General features: G+C 70.1%; 15 protein-coding genes. 9 read left to right on the top strand and 6 right to left on the bottom strand.

Features of this window, described 5'->3' with window-relative positions; all coding sequences use genetic code 11:
- Window positions 1–35 precede the first annotated feature (35 nt).
- From OH804_RS08385 to OH804_RS08375, 3 genes are all read right to left on the bottom strand, one after another.
- Entirely contained in the window at window positions 36–932 is an 897-nt protein-coding gene (locus OH804_RS08385) for an acetyltransferase (RefSeq protein ID WP_406064060.1), read from the bottom strand.
- Window positions 933–1,091: 159 nt separating this feature from the next.
- Window positions 1,092–2,291 (bottom strand): low temperature requirement protein A, encoded by a 1,200-nt coding sequence (locus OH804_RS08380; protein WP_196923652.1) that lies wholly within the window; start codon window positions 2,289–2,291, stop codon window positions 1,092–1,094.
- Window positions 2,292–2,405: 114 nt separating this feature from the next.
- Window positions 2,406–3,947, bottom strand: a complete 1,542-nt coding sequence (locus OH804_RS08375) for a flavin-containing monooxygenase (protein ID WP_406064058.1) — start codon at window positions 3,945–3,947, stop codon at window positions 2,406–2,408.
- A 216-nt stretch (window positions 3,948–4,163) separates the two neighbouring features.
- Here OH804_RS08375 and OH804_RS08370 point away from each other — a divergent pair, with 216 nt between their 5' ends.
- The 4 genes from OH804_RS08370 (at window position 4,164) to OH804_RS08355 (ending at window position 7,257) form a co-directional block, all read left to right on the top strand.
- Window positions 4,164–5,120, top strand: coding sequence for an AraC family transcriptional regulator (locus tag OH804_RS08370; protein ID WP_406064056.1), 957 nt, complete (start codon window positions 4,164–4,166; stop codon window positions 5,118–5,120).
- 106 nt (window positions 5,121–5,226) lie between these two features.
- On the top strand, window positions 5,227–5,610 hold the full coding sequence (locus OH804_RS08365) for a MerR family transcriptional regulator (protein ID WP_196923655.1): 384 nt from the start codon (window positions 5,227–5,229) through the stop codon (window positions 5,608–5,610).
- Window positions 5,589–5,936: a thioredoxin gene (trxA, locus tag OH804_RS08360; RefSeq protein WP_269215343.1), complete on the top strand. Its 348-nt coding sequence runs from the start codon at window positions 5,589–5,591 to the stop codon at window positions 5,934–5,936. The genes OH804_RS08365 and trxA overlap by 22 nt, the downstream gene beginning before the upstream one ends.
- Window positions 5,937–6,288: 352 nt before the next feature.
- The gene (locus OH804_RS08355; RefSeq protein WP_406064053.1) at window positions 6,289–7,257 is read left to right on the top strand and encodes a glycosyl hydrolase; all 969 of its coding nucleotides are present in this window, start codon (window positions 6,289–6,291) and stop codon (window positions 7,255–7,257) included.
- A 1-nt stretch (window position 7,258) separates the two neighbouring features.
- On the opposite strand, the gene OH804_RS08350 is transcribed toward OH804_RS08355, so the two are convergent.
- A complete protein-coding gene (locus tag OH804_RS08350) occupies window positions 7,259–8,152 on the bottom strand; it encodes an NAD-dependent epimerase/dehydratase family protein (RefSeq protein WP_406064051.1) in 894 nt (297 codons plus the stop codon).
- Between the two features lie 69 nt (window positions 8,153–8,221).
- On the opposite strand from OH804_RS08350, the gene OH804_RS08345 reads away from it, so the two are divergent.
- The 4 genes from OH804_RS08345 to OH804_RS08330 all read left to right on the top strand — a co-directional run bounded on the left by OH804_RS08345 (window position 8,222) and on the right by OH804_RS08330 (window position 10,328).
- On the top strand, window positions 8,222–8,632 hold the full coding sequence (locus OH804_RS08345; RefSeq protein ID WP_091399534.1) for a VOC family protein: 411 nt from the start codon (window positions 8,222–8,224) through the stop codon (window positions 8,630–8,632).
- A gap of 97 nt (window positions 8,633–8,729) precedes the next feature.
- Entirely contained in the window at window positions 8,730–9,356 is a 627-nt protein-coding gene (locus OH804_RS08340; protein WP_406064048.1) for a glyoxalase, read from the top strand.
- Between the two features lie 11 nt (window positions 9,357–9,367).
- Window positions 9,368–9,823: a pyridoxamine 5'-phosphate oxidase family protein gene (locus tag OH804_RS08335; protein ID WP_406064046.1), complete on the top strand. Its 456-nt coding sequence runs from the start codon at window positions 9,368–9,370 to the stop codon at window positions 9,821–9,823.
- An 85-nt stretch (window positions 9,824–9,908) separates the two neighbouring features.
- Window positions 9,909–10,328: a PPOX class F420-dependent oxidoreductase gene (locus OH804_RS08330; RefSeq protein WP_406064044.1), complete on the top strand. Its 420-nt coding sequence runs from the start codon at window positions 9,909–9,911 to the stop codon at window positions 10,326–10,328.
- Window positions 10,329–10,388: 60 nt separating this feature from the next.
- On the opposite strand, the gene OH804_RS08325 is transcribed toward OH804_RS08330, so the two are convergent.
- Entirely contained in the window at window positions 10,389–11,273 is an 885-nt protein-coding gene (locus tag OH804_RS08325) for a bile acid:sodium symporter family protein (RefSeq protein WP_196923660.1), read from the bottom strand.
- A 146-nt stretch (window positions 11,274–11,419) separates the two neighbouring features.
- Here OH804_RS08325 and OH804_RS08320 point away from each other — a divergent pair, with 146 nt between their 5' ends.
- Window positions 11,420–12,763: a glycoside hydrolase family 18 protein gene (locus OH804_RS08320; RefSeq protein WP_406064042.1), complete on the top strand. Its 1,344-nt coding sequence runs from the start codon at window positions 11,420–11,422 to the stop codon at window positions 12,761–12,763.
- Window positions 12,764–12,881: 118 nt separating this feature from the next.
- Here OH804_RS08320 and OH804_RS08315 read toward each other — a convergent pair whose 3' ends face one another.
- Window positions 12,882–15,143, bottom strand: a complete 2,262-nt coding sequence (locus tag OH804_RS08315; protein WP_406064040.1) for a hypothetical protein — start codon at window positions 15,141–15,143, stop codon at window positions 12,882–12,884.
- Window positions 15,144–15,153: the final 10 nt, after the last annotated feature.

Here is a 15,153-nt window from a genome sequence, read left to right as displayed (position 1 = left end):
GGGGTGCGCCCGGGTGACCGGGCGCACCCGGTCAGCTATTCCTGGTTGTTCGGTGGCGCGAAGACGACCCGGGAGCGCAACTGTCGAAAGCCGGTCCGCTCCAACTCCGCCAGCACCGCCACCCGGTGCGATTCCACATCGGCGATGACCTCGCGGGCACCGCTGGCTGCCAGCACCCGGACCGCCTCGGCCAGCAGTTCGGGCCGGGCCGCCTCGTCGCGGAGGCCGAGATAGGCGAGCAGTGGGAAGCAGGCATCGCCGGCCGTTCCGGCCAGGCCCACCGGCTTACCAGCGTCCACCGCGACGCGCCACTCCTCGGTGTTCTCGCCCAGCCAGGCCAGCGGGTCGGTGGCCAGGTCGACGCCGCCGACCACCCGCGCGATCTCGACACCGGTCAGCACGTCCGGCTCCACGACCCTGGCGACCAGGGCGTTGATCTCCGCCACGTCGACGGGCGGACGGAAGTCGTACCGCCCGGAGGACGCTGGCAGGGGTGTGCCCGTCCAGGAGCAGCGGAGCCGCTCCCCCCGCTCGACCAGCCCGGCGAGCCGGGCGGCCTCCATGGGCGCCCGCACCACGGCCAGCACCTCGGGTCGACGCCGCCAGTGCGCCGGCAGCGCGGCGTAGTACAGACCAGGGCCGCCCAGCGCCTCGTGGGCGGCGCGCAACAGCTCGGCGCCCACCTCCGGCTCGGCGTCCAGGTCGAACCGGTCCAGCCAGGGGGCACCGACGGCACCCGGGGGAAGGAGCCAGGCGGCCCGGCCCACCAACCGGCCGGCGCGCAGCGCGACCCACGTGTTCTCGGGCCGGTAGCCGCCACCGGCGATCCCGTCTGCGTACGCGACCTGGCGCAGTTGGGGCAGCGGATCGGGCATGGAGTCGAACAGGTTTTCCTCGCCCGCGACGAGCGGACGGATGACCAGATCAGTCATGGGGTTGGTCCTCCGGGAAGCGCGCGCCCCGGGTCAGATCCGCGCGGACGCCGGAGCGCGGAGGGGGCGCAGAACATTGGACATTGTTCTGACCTCCTTCCAGCTCGACGGCGTGCCCGACGACCATACGCGGACTGGTCGGCGGTTCGCAACGGATCGTCACAGCGTCGGGTTGGTCTCCGCCCCGCGCTTGTGGGCACGTTGGTCGTACACGGTGATGCCGGCCAGGATCGCCGCCGCGACGGCCGCCACGGCGACCGGCGGGAGCAGCACCATCGGCGGGGCTGCCACGACCAGCGCCACCGCGCCGTAGTACAGCGCCCGGCACCGCGGTGCGGATCGGTCCTCCCGCTCCAGGGCGCTCCGCCCGATCAGGAACAGCACCGGCCCGCCGAAGATGATGGCCACCAGAGCCCAGTCGATCGGAGGGTGTGGATCCTCGATGACCTGTCCGAAGCCGACGGCGGTGCAGATGATGCCACCGACGATCAGCAGCAGGCTGTAGCTCGCCCACCGCGACAGTTGGATCCCCTCCCCGCTGGGGGTCGAGGCATGGCCGGATCTGACGTGGTAGAAGTAGATGCGCCAGAACGAGACGACCGCCACGAACGCGGCGACGAGGGTGATGGTCCCCCCGGTGGTGAAGCCCGGGAAACTGACCGCCGCGCCGGCTTCGAGCACCACCTCGGCGAGGGCGATCATGAAGAACTGGTTGTACCGCTCGGCGAGATGCTCCTGCGAGACGGTGACCCCCGAGCTGATGAGCTGTCTCCCGCCCATCCGGGGCAGGGGGTAGGTGGTGGCGGCGCCGATCAGCTCGATGGCGAGGGCGATGGTCCAGAAGATGCCCCGACCGAGACCACCACTGATGCCGCCGCTGATCCATAGCACGCTGGACGCCAGGTGCCAGGTCAGCACCCGGAGCGAGAACGCGCGACCCGCGTGACCCCGCAGGGCGAACACCAGGAAGAGCGGCCGGCCGACCTGGATGAAGACGTAGGTGCAGGCGAATATCACGCCGCGTTGGCCGAAGGCCTGCGGCAACGTGACAGCCAGCACCAGCGTGCCGAACATCGTCGCCAGCAGGACGGCCTGCAGATCGGGGCGTCGAGGGTCGTAGGTGCTCGCCAGCAGGGCATTGAGCGACCAGATCATCCACATCGCCGTGAAGAACAGGACGGTCTGGCCCGCCTCGGACAGCAGCGTGTGCCGGACGATGGTCAGGTCGTCCGCGACCCGCCCGGCGAGACGGGCCAACGCGAAGACGTAGACGATGTCGAACAGCAGTTCCAGGACGGTCGCCGAGCGTGGGCTCTTGCTGTCCCCGAGCCCACGGAAGAACGCGGTGCGCGTCAACACGGACGGCGAGACAGCTCAGCCGGCCAGGGCCGCCGGCACGGGCACCCGACGGTGCTGACCCTGTTCCGCTGCCATCGTCCCCGAGCCTCCTCACCGACCGGCCCCACCTGATCCCTATCTACGTATTTTATCCATGTTTATCGGACCCTCGTCGCTGATGGCAGATACCGGGTCGGCGGTACGCCGGATCATCTGCGCCGTCACCCTGCGGTACGAGCCCGGGTCAACGGGGAACAGCCACTGCCGGGCCCGGGTCAGCGGGCCGACGTTGAGCCCCAACTCGTCGAGCACCTCGTCGACGTTGTGCATCGAGAACGGGATGATGTTCGTGCCGCGAGCGTGTCGTCCGTTGGTGCGCTTCGTCATCCAGAACAGCCGGGCGCGCACCTCGTCACGCATCCGGACCTCGGTCGGCACTGTGAGCCCACCCCGCAGGTACGCGGCCGTCCAGACCGCCGCCATCTCCGCGCTGAGCGGGCTGAAGAACGACGAGTTGTAGCCGGCGAACGTCAGCCTCGGCACGCCGATCGGCAGGATCTGCCGGTAGAGCATGAAGTTGCCGGCGTCGTCCTGGAGCCGGGCGTGCAACGCGTCGTCGAAGAACGGCACGTGCTGGCGGAAGCCGGTGCCACAGATCACCAGGTCGGCAGCGAGCACCGTGCCGTCGGCCAGGCGGGCGGCGGGCCGATCACCGTCGACCAGCAGCTCGGTGATCACCTGTTCCCGGTGCACGGCGATGCGGCCGTCGGTCACCCGCTCGAAGAAACCCTCAGTGGCGAGGCTGACCGTGCTGCGGGCGATGTCCTCGAAGCTGCCGTTGGGCACGAGACCCAGCTCGCGCAGGTTGAGCTGCCGGGTGGCGACCGAGCCGACGCTGTCGACCATGCGTCGGCGCAGACCGTTCCCCGGACCGTGCAGGAACCGCTCGAAGCCCTTCAGGTGCAGGTAGCGGAAGAGCGCCTCACCCATCCGGGTGAGCAACAGGTACTTGTAGTTGAGCGCACCACCGAGCTTGCGGGGCATCTTCCAGAGCAGTTCGCGCGCGACCACGTGGGTCTGGGCGGCGACCTCGCTCACCGGGACCGCCACGTCGCAGGACGACTTGCCGTACCCCACCACGAGGACGTTCTTACCTCGGGCCGCCTCGATGTCGTGGAACTCCCCCGTCGCCAGGACGCGCCCGCCTGCGGCGACGAAGCTCGCGTGCCCGTCGAAGGACGGGACGACCGGGTCGGAGAAGATGCCGTTGGCCACGATCAGGTGGTCGTACCGTTCCACAGTCAGCGGGTCCTGGGCGCCCGCCGGCCGCGACGTGACCAGCCACCCGGTCTCGTCGTTGACGAGCTCGGCGGAGGCGACCTCCGTGGAGAGGCGCAGCGCGCTGGCCAGCCCGAACTTCTCCACGTAGCTCTCCAGGTACTGCTGCACCTGCTCACCGGACGGCCACTGCGGGTAGTGGGCGGGCATCGGCAGGTCGGAGAGGTGGTAAGTGCCCTTGTCGTTCTGGGTGTGCAGGCCGGGGTATCGGCGGGTGCGACTCCACACCCCGCCGACGTCGGGCGCCCGCTCGAAGACGGTGACGTCGAATCCGCTCTGCCGCAGCACCTTCGCTGCGCTGACACCGGCGAATCCGGCACCGACGACGGCAATCCTCATGATCTCCTCCGAAGGACGTACGAAACGGTGCCGGCGCCGACCGCCAGCGGTGGTCGAACGCTAGCGGGCAGGCCGGGATGGTCGCTATCCGCGCGACGCGGGCACTGTCCGCAGTACGCAGCCGGCCCCTTTTCCTGTCGGGTCGACGGCTTTCCGGTCTGGTCCGGCCCGCTCACGCCTTACGGTCAGCGCGACGGGACGCCCGGGAGGTGTCGGATGGATGCGGTGACGGTCCGCACGGACGACGTCGACCAGGCCCGCGCCGAGGTGGGCCGGGTCTTCTGTCCACACCGGCTGACCCCCCAGCCGGGCGTGCACAACGTGCGACTGCGGATGGCGGCTCGCCGGGCGGGCGGGGTGGGCGTCATCGACCTCGACTACGGGCAGGCGGTCCGCATTCAACCGCCCGCGCTGGAGACCTTCTATCTCGTCCAGATCCCCAGCGCCGGCAGCACGACGGTCCGGCACGCCGGTCAGATCGTGACCTCGACCCCCGAGGTCGCCTCGGTCCTGTCCCCGTACGACCCGTCGGACATGCGGTGGTCCGAGGGATCGCCCCATCGGATCTTCTACGCCGACCGGCACGCCGTCGACCGGGAACTCGCCCGGCTGCTGGGCCACCCGGTGGACGACCCGGTCCGCCTCGACGTCGGCATGCTCATGACCACGCCGACAGCGCAGGCGTGGGCGCGCGGGGTGGCGTTCCTCGCCGACGAGCTGTCGCAACCGGCATCCCTGTTCGACCACCCGCAGGTCGCCGCCCGGTTCGAACAGGGACTGATCGGCAAGCTGTTGCTGGCCCACCGGCACAGCCACTCCCACCTGCTGGCCGAGCCGTCCCAGCACGCCCACCCCGGGCGTCTCGTCCGCCGGGCCTGCGCCCTGATCTCCGACCACCACGGCGAGGCACTGACCGTCGGTGACGTCGCCGAGGCGCTCCGGGTGAGCGTCCGGACGCTGCAGGACTGTTTCCGCCGTGAGTTGCAGACCACGCCGACCGCGTACCTGCGGGCCTGCCGGCTCGACGCGGCGCACCGCACGCTCCGCTCGGCCGCGCCGGGGGCGTCCGTGACGACTGTCGCCCTGCAACACGGCTTCGTGCACCTCGGTCGGTTCGCGACCGAGTATCGGAGCCGATTCGGCGAGACGCCGTCCACGACCCTGCGCCGGTGACGACCGTCGCCTCGCCCCCGGCACCTCGCCGGGCCCCGCCCGGCCCTTGCCTTGACGCTGACGACAAGGTTTAGCGTGGTCGCGACGGGCCGATGGAGGAGGTCGGATGCTGATCGGCGAGCTGGCTGAGCGGGCCGGCACGAGCCCTCGCACTCTGCGCTACTACGAGGCGCACGGATTGGTACGGGCGCAGCGCTCCGCCAACGGCTACCGCATCTATGACGAGGCGGAGCTACGCGTCGTGCGGGAGATCCGGGCGCTACTCGACGTCGGGTTCGACCTCGACGATGTCCGCCCGTTCGTCGCCTGCCTCCGAGCCGGCAACACGTCCGGTGACGTCTGCCCGGACTCGGTGCTGGTGCTGCGGCGCAAGATCGTCGAGGTCGACCTCGTCATCGACCGGCTCGGCGCGGTCCGCCAGCAACTGCACAGTCAACTCACCCATGCGATCGCACACCGGGAGAAAACATGCCGCAGAAGGCGGAAGTAGGCTCGCTAGTCACCGTCACCGACGACACGTTCGCGGAGCTGGTGCTGGCCAGCGACCGGCCCGTGGTCGTCGACTTCTGGGCGGATTGGTGTCCGCCCTGCAAGGCGATCGAGAAGAGCCTCGCCGAACTGGCCCAAGAGTTCGGTGACCGGATGGTCGTGGCAAAGCTGAACTCCGACGAGAACCCCAGAGCGACCCGTAGCTACCGGGTGATGTCCCTGCCGACCCTGCTCGTGTTCCGTCAGGGCGAGGTCGTCGGCTCGACCGTGGGGTCCAGGCCGAAGACGTACCTGCGACAGACCCTGACCGCACAGGCCGGGTGGTAAGGGCCGCCGCCGCGAGCCCGTCGGACCGGGACCGGGTGTCGTCCCGGCCAGGGTGGTTGGTGCTGTCGGAGAACCAGGTGGTGATCGACGGTCGACATCAGTGGTGGAAATCGTTATCCCGATGCGGCCGGCGAGTCTCCTGAGGGGAGGCAGGTGGCGGACCTTCCGTCACCGTCTGCACCAGGTAGCGGTACGACCACGTGAAGGAGTCGAGACGATGCGCGCAACCGGCCAGGGTGAAGCGGACGCCGCGAGGGGAAACCGGGGCGTCCACGCGGAACCCCGACGCGGGCCGCTCGGCCGCCTCCCGACCGGCGCGAGGCGGCTACTGTGGCCGCTCCTGGTGGCGGCCGTGGTCGCCGTACTGGTGACGGGTGTGATCGTCGTGGTGCAGCCGACCGGGCCGACGCCCGCCCCGGCCGCGACGCAGGCGCTCGACGCGCCGCCGCCCGCGAGCCCGCAACCCGGCGCGCCCAGCGCGACCACGCCTGCCGCCACCACGAGCCCGGCGGGGGCGACCCCGACGCCGACGCCGGCGGTGAAGCCGACGACCGGGCGTCCGGTCGCCCCGGCGGGCCCGGCGGTGACCTCGAAGCGCAAGGGCGTCGGAGTGTGGACCTTCGACGGCGTCAGCCAGGCGCTGGCCAACTCCGGAGCCAGTTGGTACTACACCTGGGACGTGGCCCACTCGGGCGTCACCAGCCCGAAGGGCGCCGAGTTCGTCCCGATGATCTGGGGGGCGAAGAGCGTCACCGCCACCAACCTGCAACAGGCCAGGAAGAACGGCCGCTACCTGCTCGGATTCAACGAGCCGGACCTGAAGGGCCAGGCGGAGATGACCGTCGAGCAGGCGTTGGAGCTGTGGCCGCAGTTGCAGGCGACCGGCCTTCCGCTGGGCAGCCCGGCGGTGGCCTGGGGCGGCGACCGGCCGGGCGAATGGCTCGACCGGTTCATGGCCGGGGCGAAGCAGCGCGGCTACCGCGTCGACTTCATCGCCCTGCACTGGTACGGCGGCGACTTCACCACTGCCAACGCGGTCAACCAGCTCAGGTCGTACCTCCAGGCCGTGCACGACCGGTACAAGCTGCCGATCTGGCTCACCGAGTTCGCCCTGATCGACTTCTCCAACGGCGTCCGCTTCCCCACCCAGGCACAGCAGGCCGCCTTCCTGACCGCGGCGACCCGGATGCTGGGTGGGCTGTCCTGGCTACAGCGGTACGCGTGGTTCGGCCTGCCCGCCACCGACAAGGACCAGACCGGGCTGTTCCGTACCGGCAGCACTGCCACCGCCGTCGGCCGCGCCTACCAGGCGGCGCGCTGACCTACAGCACGTCGACGTGGTCCCGCCAGGAGTGCTGCGGCTCGTACCCCAGCACCCGGCGGGCCTTGTCGATGCTGAGCAGCGTCTCGTGCTCACCCAGCTCCTTACGGATCTCCACGCCCGGGTAGACCTCGGCCATCAGGCTGGCGCTGGACCTGGTCATCACGGTGTCGGCGTTGGCGATGACGAAGACGTCGGCACCGGGCTGGTCGTACGCGAGCGCCCGCTCGACCGCCTGGGCCCCGTCGCGGGCGTCGATGTAGCCCCACAGGTTCCACCGGCGCAGCCGCGGGTCGGCGTCGAACGAGGGGAACGGCGCGTAGTCCTCGACGTCCATGACGTTGGAGAAGCGCAGCCCCACCATGACCAACTCCGGGTCCCACCGGCAGAAGTGTCGGGCCATCTCCTCCTCCAGGGCCTTGTTCAGCGAGTACGTCGACTCGGGCCGTGGCGCGTACTCCTCGTCGACCGGCGCGTACGGCGGCGGGGTGTCGAACGGCAGCCCGAGCACCGTCTCGCTCGACGCCCACACGACCCGCTTGATTCCGGCGGCCCTGGCCGCGGCGAACACGTTGTACGTCGCGGCGGAGTTGTTCGCGAAGGTGGTCGCGTTCGACATCAGCCCGGGAGCCGGGACCGCCGCGAGGTGCACGATCGCATCGACGCCACCCGCGTGCTCGTCGGCGCCCCCGGTGAACGCCTCCACCACCTGCCCGTAGTCGGTCAGGTCGACCAGCAGGAACTCGCCGTTCACGTCGCGTGCGTCGCGGCCACCGGCGCGGTCCACCGCCAGGACGTCGACCCCCACGGCGCGCAGGTGCGCGACCACGGCGCGACCCAGTTTGCCGGTGGCACCGGTGACGACGACACGCCTGGGCAGTGTGGATTCGCTCATGACCCCATCTTCGCCGGGGGCAGACGGTGACCCACACGCGGGTACGGCGTTAGCCCTAGCATGATCGACATGGACATCACTATTCACACGTGCTCCCTGCCGCACACCGACCCGGACGCCTCGCTGGCCTTCTACCGCGACGCCCTCGGCTTCGAGGTCCGTAGCGACGTCGGTCAGGGCACGATGCGTTGGATCACAGTTGGCCCCGCCGACCAGCCCGGCACGTCCATCCTCCTGGCGCCGCCGGCCGCGGACCCCGGGGCCACCGAGGACGAGCGCCGCACCATCACCGAGATGATGGCCAAGGGCACCTACGGCTGGATCCTGCTGGCCACGCGGGACCTCGACACCACCTTTGAGAAGGTGCAGGCCGGCGACGCCGAGGTCGTCCAGGAGCCGACCGAGCAGCCGTACGGCATCCGCGACTGCGCCTTCCGCGATCCCGCCGGCAACCTGGTCCGTATCCAGGAGCTTCGCTGAGCCGTCCGGTCCTCGATGTGCACCGTTCGGGACAGCTGACGAGACCGGTCAGGAATCAAGAAGCACCGGTCGCCTGGCCGCAAATAGCGTGATCGCCATGACATCCATCGCATCCGTCACCCTCGACGTGGCCGACCCCGCGGCCACCCAGCGCTTCCACACCGCCGCCTTCGGTCTGGACAGGCAGATTCGCCTGCGGGCCTCGGACGCACCGACGAGCGGCTTCCGTGGGTTCACGCTGGCGCTCACGGTGTCCCAGCCGGCCACCGTCAACGGCCTCATCGGCACCGCCCTGGACGCCGGTGCCACGTCGCTGAAGCCTGCCGCGAAGTCGCTCTGGGGCTACGGCGGTGTCGTGCAAGCCCCGGACGGGACGATCTGGAAGATCGCGACCTCGGCGAAGAAGGACAGCGGCCCGGCTACCCGGCAGATCGACGAGATGGTGCTCCTGCTCGGAGTCGCGGACGTGGCTGCGAGCAAGCGGTTCTACGTCGAGCGCGGCCTTGCGGTGGCAAAGAGCTTCGGCCGCATGTACGTCGAGTTCGTTGCCGGGTCCAGCCCCGTGAAGCTGGCGCTTTACCGACGTCGTGCCCTCGCCAAGGACGTCGGCGTCGCTCCCGGCGGCACCGGGTCGCATCGACTCACGATCGGCGGCGACGGCGGGCATTTCACCGACCCGGACGGGTTCGCCTGGGAAGCCTCATCGCTGGCGACCGCGAAGTGACTGGAGGAAGCATGACGGAAGTTCCGCCGCGTGGGCTTGAGCAGAGGCTTCGGGACACTCGCGCCAGACTGGAGAGCGACGTCGACCTCTGGGTCGCGACGGCGGGCTCCCCCGGGGGCGTACACCTCATCCCACTCTCGTTCCTCTGGGACGGGACCGCATTCCTCGTCTCAACGCCGCGCGCCTCGGTCACCGGCCGCAACCTGGTGGCGGATGGCCGGGTACGACTCAGCCTCGGGCCGACGCGCGACGTCGTCATCGTCGAAGGCACCGCCGAGCCGGTGGACATCGCCGACCTCGGCCCGGAGACGGGTGATGCGTTCGCGACGAAGACGGGCTTCGACCCGAGCGGTCTCGACGAGCCCTATCAGTACTTTCTGATCCGACCGCAGCGCATCCAGGCCTGGCGGGAGGCGAACGAGCTGGAGGGACGCGTCCTCATGCGTGACGGCCGCTGGCTCGGCTGATCGCGCGATGTACCTGTAGCACCATGATCGGGGCCAGAGGGTGCGTAACGTGCAGGGGTAAACGTTGTCGCGACGAGGAGACTTCATGTCCAAGCCACCGCTTCCCGAGGCCGCGGTCGCCATGCTCCAGAAGCCGAACCCCGCCGTCATGACCACCCTCCGCAACGGTGGCCAGCCGGTGTCCGCCGCCACCTGGTACCTGTGGGAGGACGGCCGGATCCTGGTCAACATGGACGAGAGCCGCCGCCGGCTGGAGCACGTCCGCAACGACCCCCGGGTGGCCCTCACCGTGCTCGACGAGGCGGGCTGGTACACCCACGTCAGCATCATCGGGCACGTCGCCGAGTTGCGCCCCGACGAGGACCTCGCGGACATCGACCGGTTGTCGGAGCACTACACGGGCAACGCGTACCCACGCCGGGACCGCGCCCGGGTCAGTGCCCTGATCGAGGTCGACCGCTGGCACGGTTGGGGCGCGCAGAAGGACAACGACCAGGTCGGTTGACCGTTGCCGCCCGCCCTGGCGCCCTCGACGACAGTCGTCAGGGCGCCAGGGCGTCAGCCGTCAGGGGGTCAGTGCGGTGGCGGACCGGGTGCCGACGCGGGTCACCAGGTAGCCGAAGGCCGCTGCGGTGAAGAACATGACGATGCCGTAGACGGCGCCGGGGATGGCCATCTGGGTGCTGTCGAGCAGCGCCGGGCTGAGCGCGATCGTGATGGCCAGGGTGCTGTTGTGGATGCCGATCTCGAACCCGGCGGCCGTCGCGGCGCTCCGGTCCACACCGGCGAGGCGCGGCACCCCGTACCCGATGGCGAGGCTGAGCAGGTTGAAGGCGAGCACGGCCAGGCCGACCGAGACGAAGTAGTCGGCGATGTTCTCCCGCTCGCCGAGCACCGCGCCGGCGATCACCGCGACGAGGACGACGACGGAGAGGATCCGGACCGGGCGGTTCAGCCGCTCGGCCACCTGCGGCATCCGTGCCCGGATGAGCATGCCGATCGCGACCGGGACGAGCACGATGGCGAAGACCTGGAGCACCTTGTCGAACTGGAGGCCGATGCTCCTCCCGTCGGGCAGGAAGTACGCCGCCGACAGGTTGACCAGGATCGGCAGGGTGAACACGGCGAGCACCGAGTTGATGGCGGTCAGGGTGATGTTCAGGGCCACGTGCCCGCCGAACAGGTGGCTGTAGAGGTTGGCGGTGGTGCCGCCCGGTGACGCGGCCAGCAGCATCATGCCGACGGCCAGCTCGGGTGCGAGGTCGAACGCGAGGACGAGGCAGAAGCAGAGCGCCGGCAGCACCAGCACCTGGCAGACCAGTGCGATGACGGCGGCTCGTGGATGGTGGGCCACCCGGCGGAAATCCGCGGTGGTCAGTCCGAGACCGAGACCGAGCATGATGATGCCGAGGGCGACGGGTAGTCCGATCAGAGTCACGGCGGAGTCCATGGCACAACATCGTTACCACCCGGTAACGCCGTCACAATCCCCCATGTGGCTGGACGGCTCTTGACCCCGGACGGTGATCGGCTTAACTTCATCAATCAGATAAGTCTCTTTACTAATTCTGCTTGATGTCTCGTGGGAGTGTGCCGATGCGACCATTCCGCCACCGCCGTCTCACCGCCGTCGTCGCCCTGGCGACAGTGCTGGTCACCGCCGCTCCGCCCACCGCCGCCAGCGCCGGCGACAACCACCAGCGCCGCACCGGTTACCACCGGGTCGGCTACTTCACCCAGTGGGGCATCTACGGCCGGGCCTTCCCGGTCAAGAAGCTGGAGACCTCCGGGGCGGCGAGCCGCCTCACCCACCTCAACTACGCCTTCGGCAACGTCAGCGAGGACGGCCGCTGCTACGTGGACGGTGGGCCGGGTGAGGGCGACGCCTGGGCCGACTACCAGCGCCCCGTCCCGGCCGAGGAGAGCGTCGACGGCGTCGCGGACGCACCGGGCCAGGCGCTCAACGGCAACTTCGGCCAGCTCGCCAAGCTCAAGGCCAAGCACCCCGAACTGAAGGTGCTGATCTCGCTGGGCGGCTGGAGCTGGTCGACGTACTTCTCGAACGCCGCCCGCACCGACGCCTCCCGCAAGGCGTTCGTCACGTCCTGCATCGACCTCTACCTCAAGGGCAACCTGCCCGGCGGCGACGGCGCCGCGGGCGGACCGGGCGCCGGGGCCGGCGTCTTCGACGGCATCGACCTCGACTGGGAGTGGCCCAACTGGGAGGGTGAGCCCGGCAACGTCATCCGTCCGGATGACCGGGAGAACTTCACCAAGCTGCTCGCCGAGTTCCGCCGGCAGCTCGACGCGTACGGGCGCACGACCCGCGCGCACCACCCGCTGACCGCGTTCCTGCCGGCCAGCCCGGCCACCATGGACGCCGGCTACGAGGGTCGCAAGATCTTCAAGTACCTGGACTTCGCCACAGTGCAGGGGTACGACTTCCACGGCGGCTGGGACGCGCGAGCCAACCAGCAGTCGGCGCTTCGCGTCCCGACGGGCGCCCCGGACAACCCGGACTTCTCCGTCGAGGTGGCCATCGACGGGTGGATCGCCCGTGGCGCGCCGCGCGACAAGCTCGTGCTCGGCATCCCCTACTACGGTCGCGGCTGGACCGGCATCACCGGCGGCGGCAACGGCCTGTTCCAACCGGCCACCGGGCCCGCGCCGGCCACCTTCGAGGCCGGGTACGAGGACTACAAGAAGCTCAAGACGCTGGCCGGCAACGGCTACACGGTGCACCGCGACCTGCGCGCCGGGCACGCCTGGCTGTTCGACGGTACGACGTTGTGGACGTACGACGACCCGGCGGTCGTGTTGCAGAAGACGCTCTACATCCGACGGGCCGGCCTGGCCGGCGCCATGATCTGGTCGCTCGACGGCGACGACGACAACGCCACGCTGACCAAGACGATCGGCCTCGGCCTGACCACCTGGTAGCCGTACCCGATCCACCCGGCCCGTCGCCGGCCGACTCCTCGGCTGGCGGCGGGCCGGCGGGACGGTGCCGCGACCCGTCAGGAGGCGTGTGCCCCGCGGAGGGGGAACCGCCGCTGTGTCACGCCGTCGGGCTGCTGTTACCCGACGTGCCGAGGTGGATGTCGACGTCGGCGGCCCCGGTCATCTGGTCGTACGCCCTGGTCTTGAGCCGGTTGGTCTGCAGCTCGCCGTCGAGCAGCGCCGCCCGCAGAGCCTCCGCGTCCGTGATCTCCTTGCTGGTCACCGCGTCGGCCGCGGTCGTCGCGCCCTGCACGACCTCCAGGTGAGTGCCGTCGGTGGGCATCAGCTCAGCCCACTTGGCCAGGCAGTAGACCCGCTCCGGCACCTCCTGGCACTCACTGGTCAGGTCCGGCATCTCGTCGCCACTGCCGAGGTGGCTGGTGCGGAACGCGCCCAGTTCGTCGACGAACGCGGCCAGTTGCTGCTCCACCGTCGGCGCGAGCCGGGTCGCCACGGCCTTGCCGAAGATCCACCGCAGCGCCGCCAGCTCCATACCGGCCCGCACCGGGAGGTAGAGCTTTGCCCAGCTGGCGTTGAGGAAGTCACTCGGGTCGCGCTCGGGGGCGCGGGCGTCACCGGCTGACCACCAGCCGGGGTACGACACGAACGAGGCGCGCTCCCAGTCGAAGACCCGGTGCCAGAAGTCGATCTCCCACGCCTCGTCCCGCACACTGGCCGGGAAGTGCGCCTCGACGATCTGCGAGACCATCTCGTTGACCGGTGAGTACCCGCCGCGCAGCCGCGCCTCGAACTCGTCCCCGGCCTCCTCGGCCGCCGCCAGCGCCGCGCCGCGCGTGTCCTGCCAATCCTGCAGGTCCGTCAGATAGCCCGCTACCAGCGCGTTGTAGGCGGCGTCGTCGGCGTTCTCGGCGACCAGCGTCGGGGTACGCCGGAACGCGGCGGCGAGCTGCACGTCGGCGCCGGGCCCGGCGAGCCAGCTGGCCGCGCCGACGTGGATGCGTACCCGCAGTGCCGGCTGACCGTTGGCGTCGGTGACCACCGGAACGCCGACCACCCGGGCCGCGATGCCCGACGGCGGCCGGCGGGTGAACAGGGTGAGGCTCTGCCGAATGGTCTCGATGTCGCCGTCCCACTCCCAACCGCTGTCGAAGACGACGTCGATGTCGTAATCGGCGCTCATGTCGCCGGTGAAGCCCCACTTGTCGAGGGTGACCACCGGGGAGTAGATGGTGCGGGTCTCCACGGCGGCCGGCACGCCGGGCGCCGGGGGCACCGGCTTGACCGGCATGGCGGGCAGCGCGGCGAGAGCGTTGTCTCTGATCCGCTGGCGCCCGTCGGTGATCTTCTTGGCGAACGCCAGCGCCGGGTCCTTCACCGTCGGCGCCCAGCACACCCGGGCGCCGTACCGTTCGTGGGCCAGCTCCAGCCGTTGCAGCACCTTGAAGTAGTGCAGTGTGATCGGCGTTGCCCGGTTGGGGTTGCGTACGGTCCGCTTCGAGGTCGACTCCATGCCGGTCTCGCTCACCAGCTTGAAGTCGGTCTTGTGCTGCGTGCGGTAGCGGGCGGCGACCTTGGAGGTGGCAGTCTGGCTGTCCTTGACCGCACGGCGGCTGGTCTCCTGGCTGGCCGCCGTCACGCTGCGCGTGTAGCCGATCGTGTGGCTGGCGTTGAAGGTGCCCCAGATGCCGGTCGGGCTGGTGTACTGGCCAGTGTGGCTGGCGTTGAGCCCCCAGGTGTCGGTGAGCGACTTCTGCCGCTCGAAGCCCTCCTGCAGTTCCGTGGTGAGCGCGCTGGTGAGCTCGACGTCGGTCTGCTTCTCCGTTTCGTCCTGCTCCTCCAGGGTCAACTCACGCTTGGTGTAGGTGCGCTGCTCCAGCACCGCCTCCTCGCCGGGCGCGAGCGCCAGCGCGTAGACGTGCTCGCCGAGCGCGAAGCCCACCGGCCGGATCCGGGTCCGGTCGAGGAACGCGATGCCCACGTCGGACTGGAGCAGGCCGGCGACGAACTCCGCCTCCTGGTCACCGAGGAGGCTCTGGCGCCGGGCCGGCGGCTCGCGGTTGGTCATGCCCGAGTCCTGCCCCGGCAGCGCCGCCTCGGCGGCGTCCATGTCGTTGGCCTTCCACAGCCCCGACAGGCCGAGTTCCTTGAGCAGGTGCGGCAGCCGGTCATGGGAGAGCCCGCCGTACCGCATTGCCTCGATCAGCGCCTGCTTGACGTAGAACGGCAGCAGGGGCGTCTCCCCGTCGTCGAAGGTGAGCTGGACCGGCACGAAGTAGTTGGAGTAGACGTAGCGGTCGGAGTGCGCGGTGCTGAACCCCAGCGTCGCCAGGTCCGCGTCGGCGACGACGACTTCACCCATCGGTGCTCCT

Origin of the sequence: Micromonospora sp. NBC_00860, assembly GCF_045207375.1 — a bacterium.
Taxonomy (GTDB): domain Bacteria; phylum Actinomycetota; class Actinomycetes; order Mycobacteriales; family Micromonosporaceae; genus Micromonospora; species Micromonospora vinacea.
This window is presented reverse-complemented; position numbering and strand designations above follow the sequence as displayed.

Bases quoted from the DNA above. Each gene is read 5' to 3' on its own strand.
- OH804_RS08385 (WP_406064060.1), bottom strand. From the start codon at position 932: ATGACTGATCTGGTCATCCGTCCGCTCGTCGCGGGCGAGGAAAACCTG.
- OH804_RS08375 (WP_406064058.1), bottom strand. From the start codon at position 3,947: ATGAGGATTGCCGTCGTCGGTGCCGGATTCGCCGGTGTCAGCGCAGCG.
- OH804_RS08370 (WP_406064056.1), top strand. From the start codon at position 4,164: ATGGATGCGGTGACGGTCCGCACGGACGACGTCGACCAGGCCCGCGCC.
- OH804_RS08365 (WP_196923655.1), top strand. From the start codon at position 5,227: ATGCTGATCGGCGAGCTGGCTGAGCGGGCCGGCACGAGCCCTCGCACT.
- trxA (WP_269215343.1), top strand. From the start codon at position 5,589: ATGCCGCAGAAGGCGGAAGTAGGCTCGCTAGTCACCGTCACCGACGAC.
- OH804_RS08350 (WP_406064051.1), bottom strand. From the start codon at position 8,152: ATGAGCGAATCCACACTGCCCAGGCGTGTCGTCGTCACCGGTGCCACC.
- OH804_RS08345 (WP_091399534.1), top strand. From the start codon at position 8,222: ATGGACATCACTATTCACACGTGCTCCCTGCCGCACACCGACCCGGAC.
- OH804_RS08340 (WP_406064048.1), top strand. From the start codon at position 8,730: ATGACATCCATCGCATCCGTCACCCTCGACGTGGCCGACCCCGCGGCC.
- OH804_RS08335 (WP_406064046.1), top strand. From the start codon at position 9,368: ATGACGGAAGTTCCGCCGCGTGGGCTTGAGCAGAGGCTTCGGGACACT.
- OH804_RS08330 (WP_406064044.1), top strand. From the start codon at position 9,909: ATGTCCAAGCCACCGCTTCCCGAGGCCGCGGTCGCCATGCTCCAGAAG.
- OH804_RS08325 (WP_196923660.1), bottom strand. From the start codon at position 11,273: ATGGACTCCGCCGTGACTCTGATCGGACTACCCGTCGCCCTCGGCATC.
- OH804_RS08320 (WP_406064042.1), top strand. From the start codon at position 11,420: ATGCGACCATTCCGCCACCGCCGTCTCACCGCCGTCGTCGCCCTGGCG.
- OH804_RS08315 (WP_406064040.1), bottom strand. From the start codon at position 15,143: ATGGGTGAAGTCGTCGTCGCCGACGCGGACCTGGCGACGCTGGGGTTC.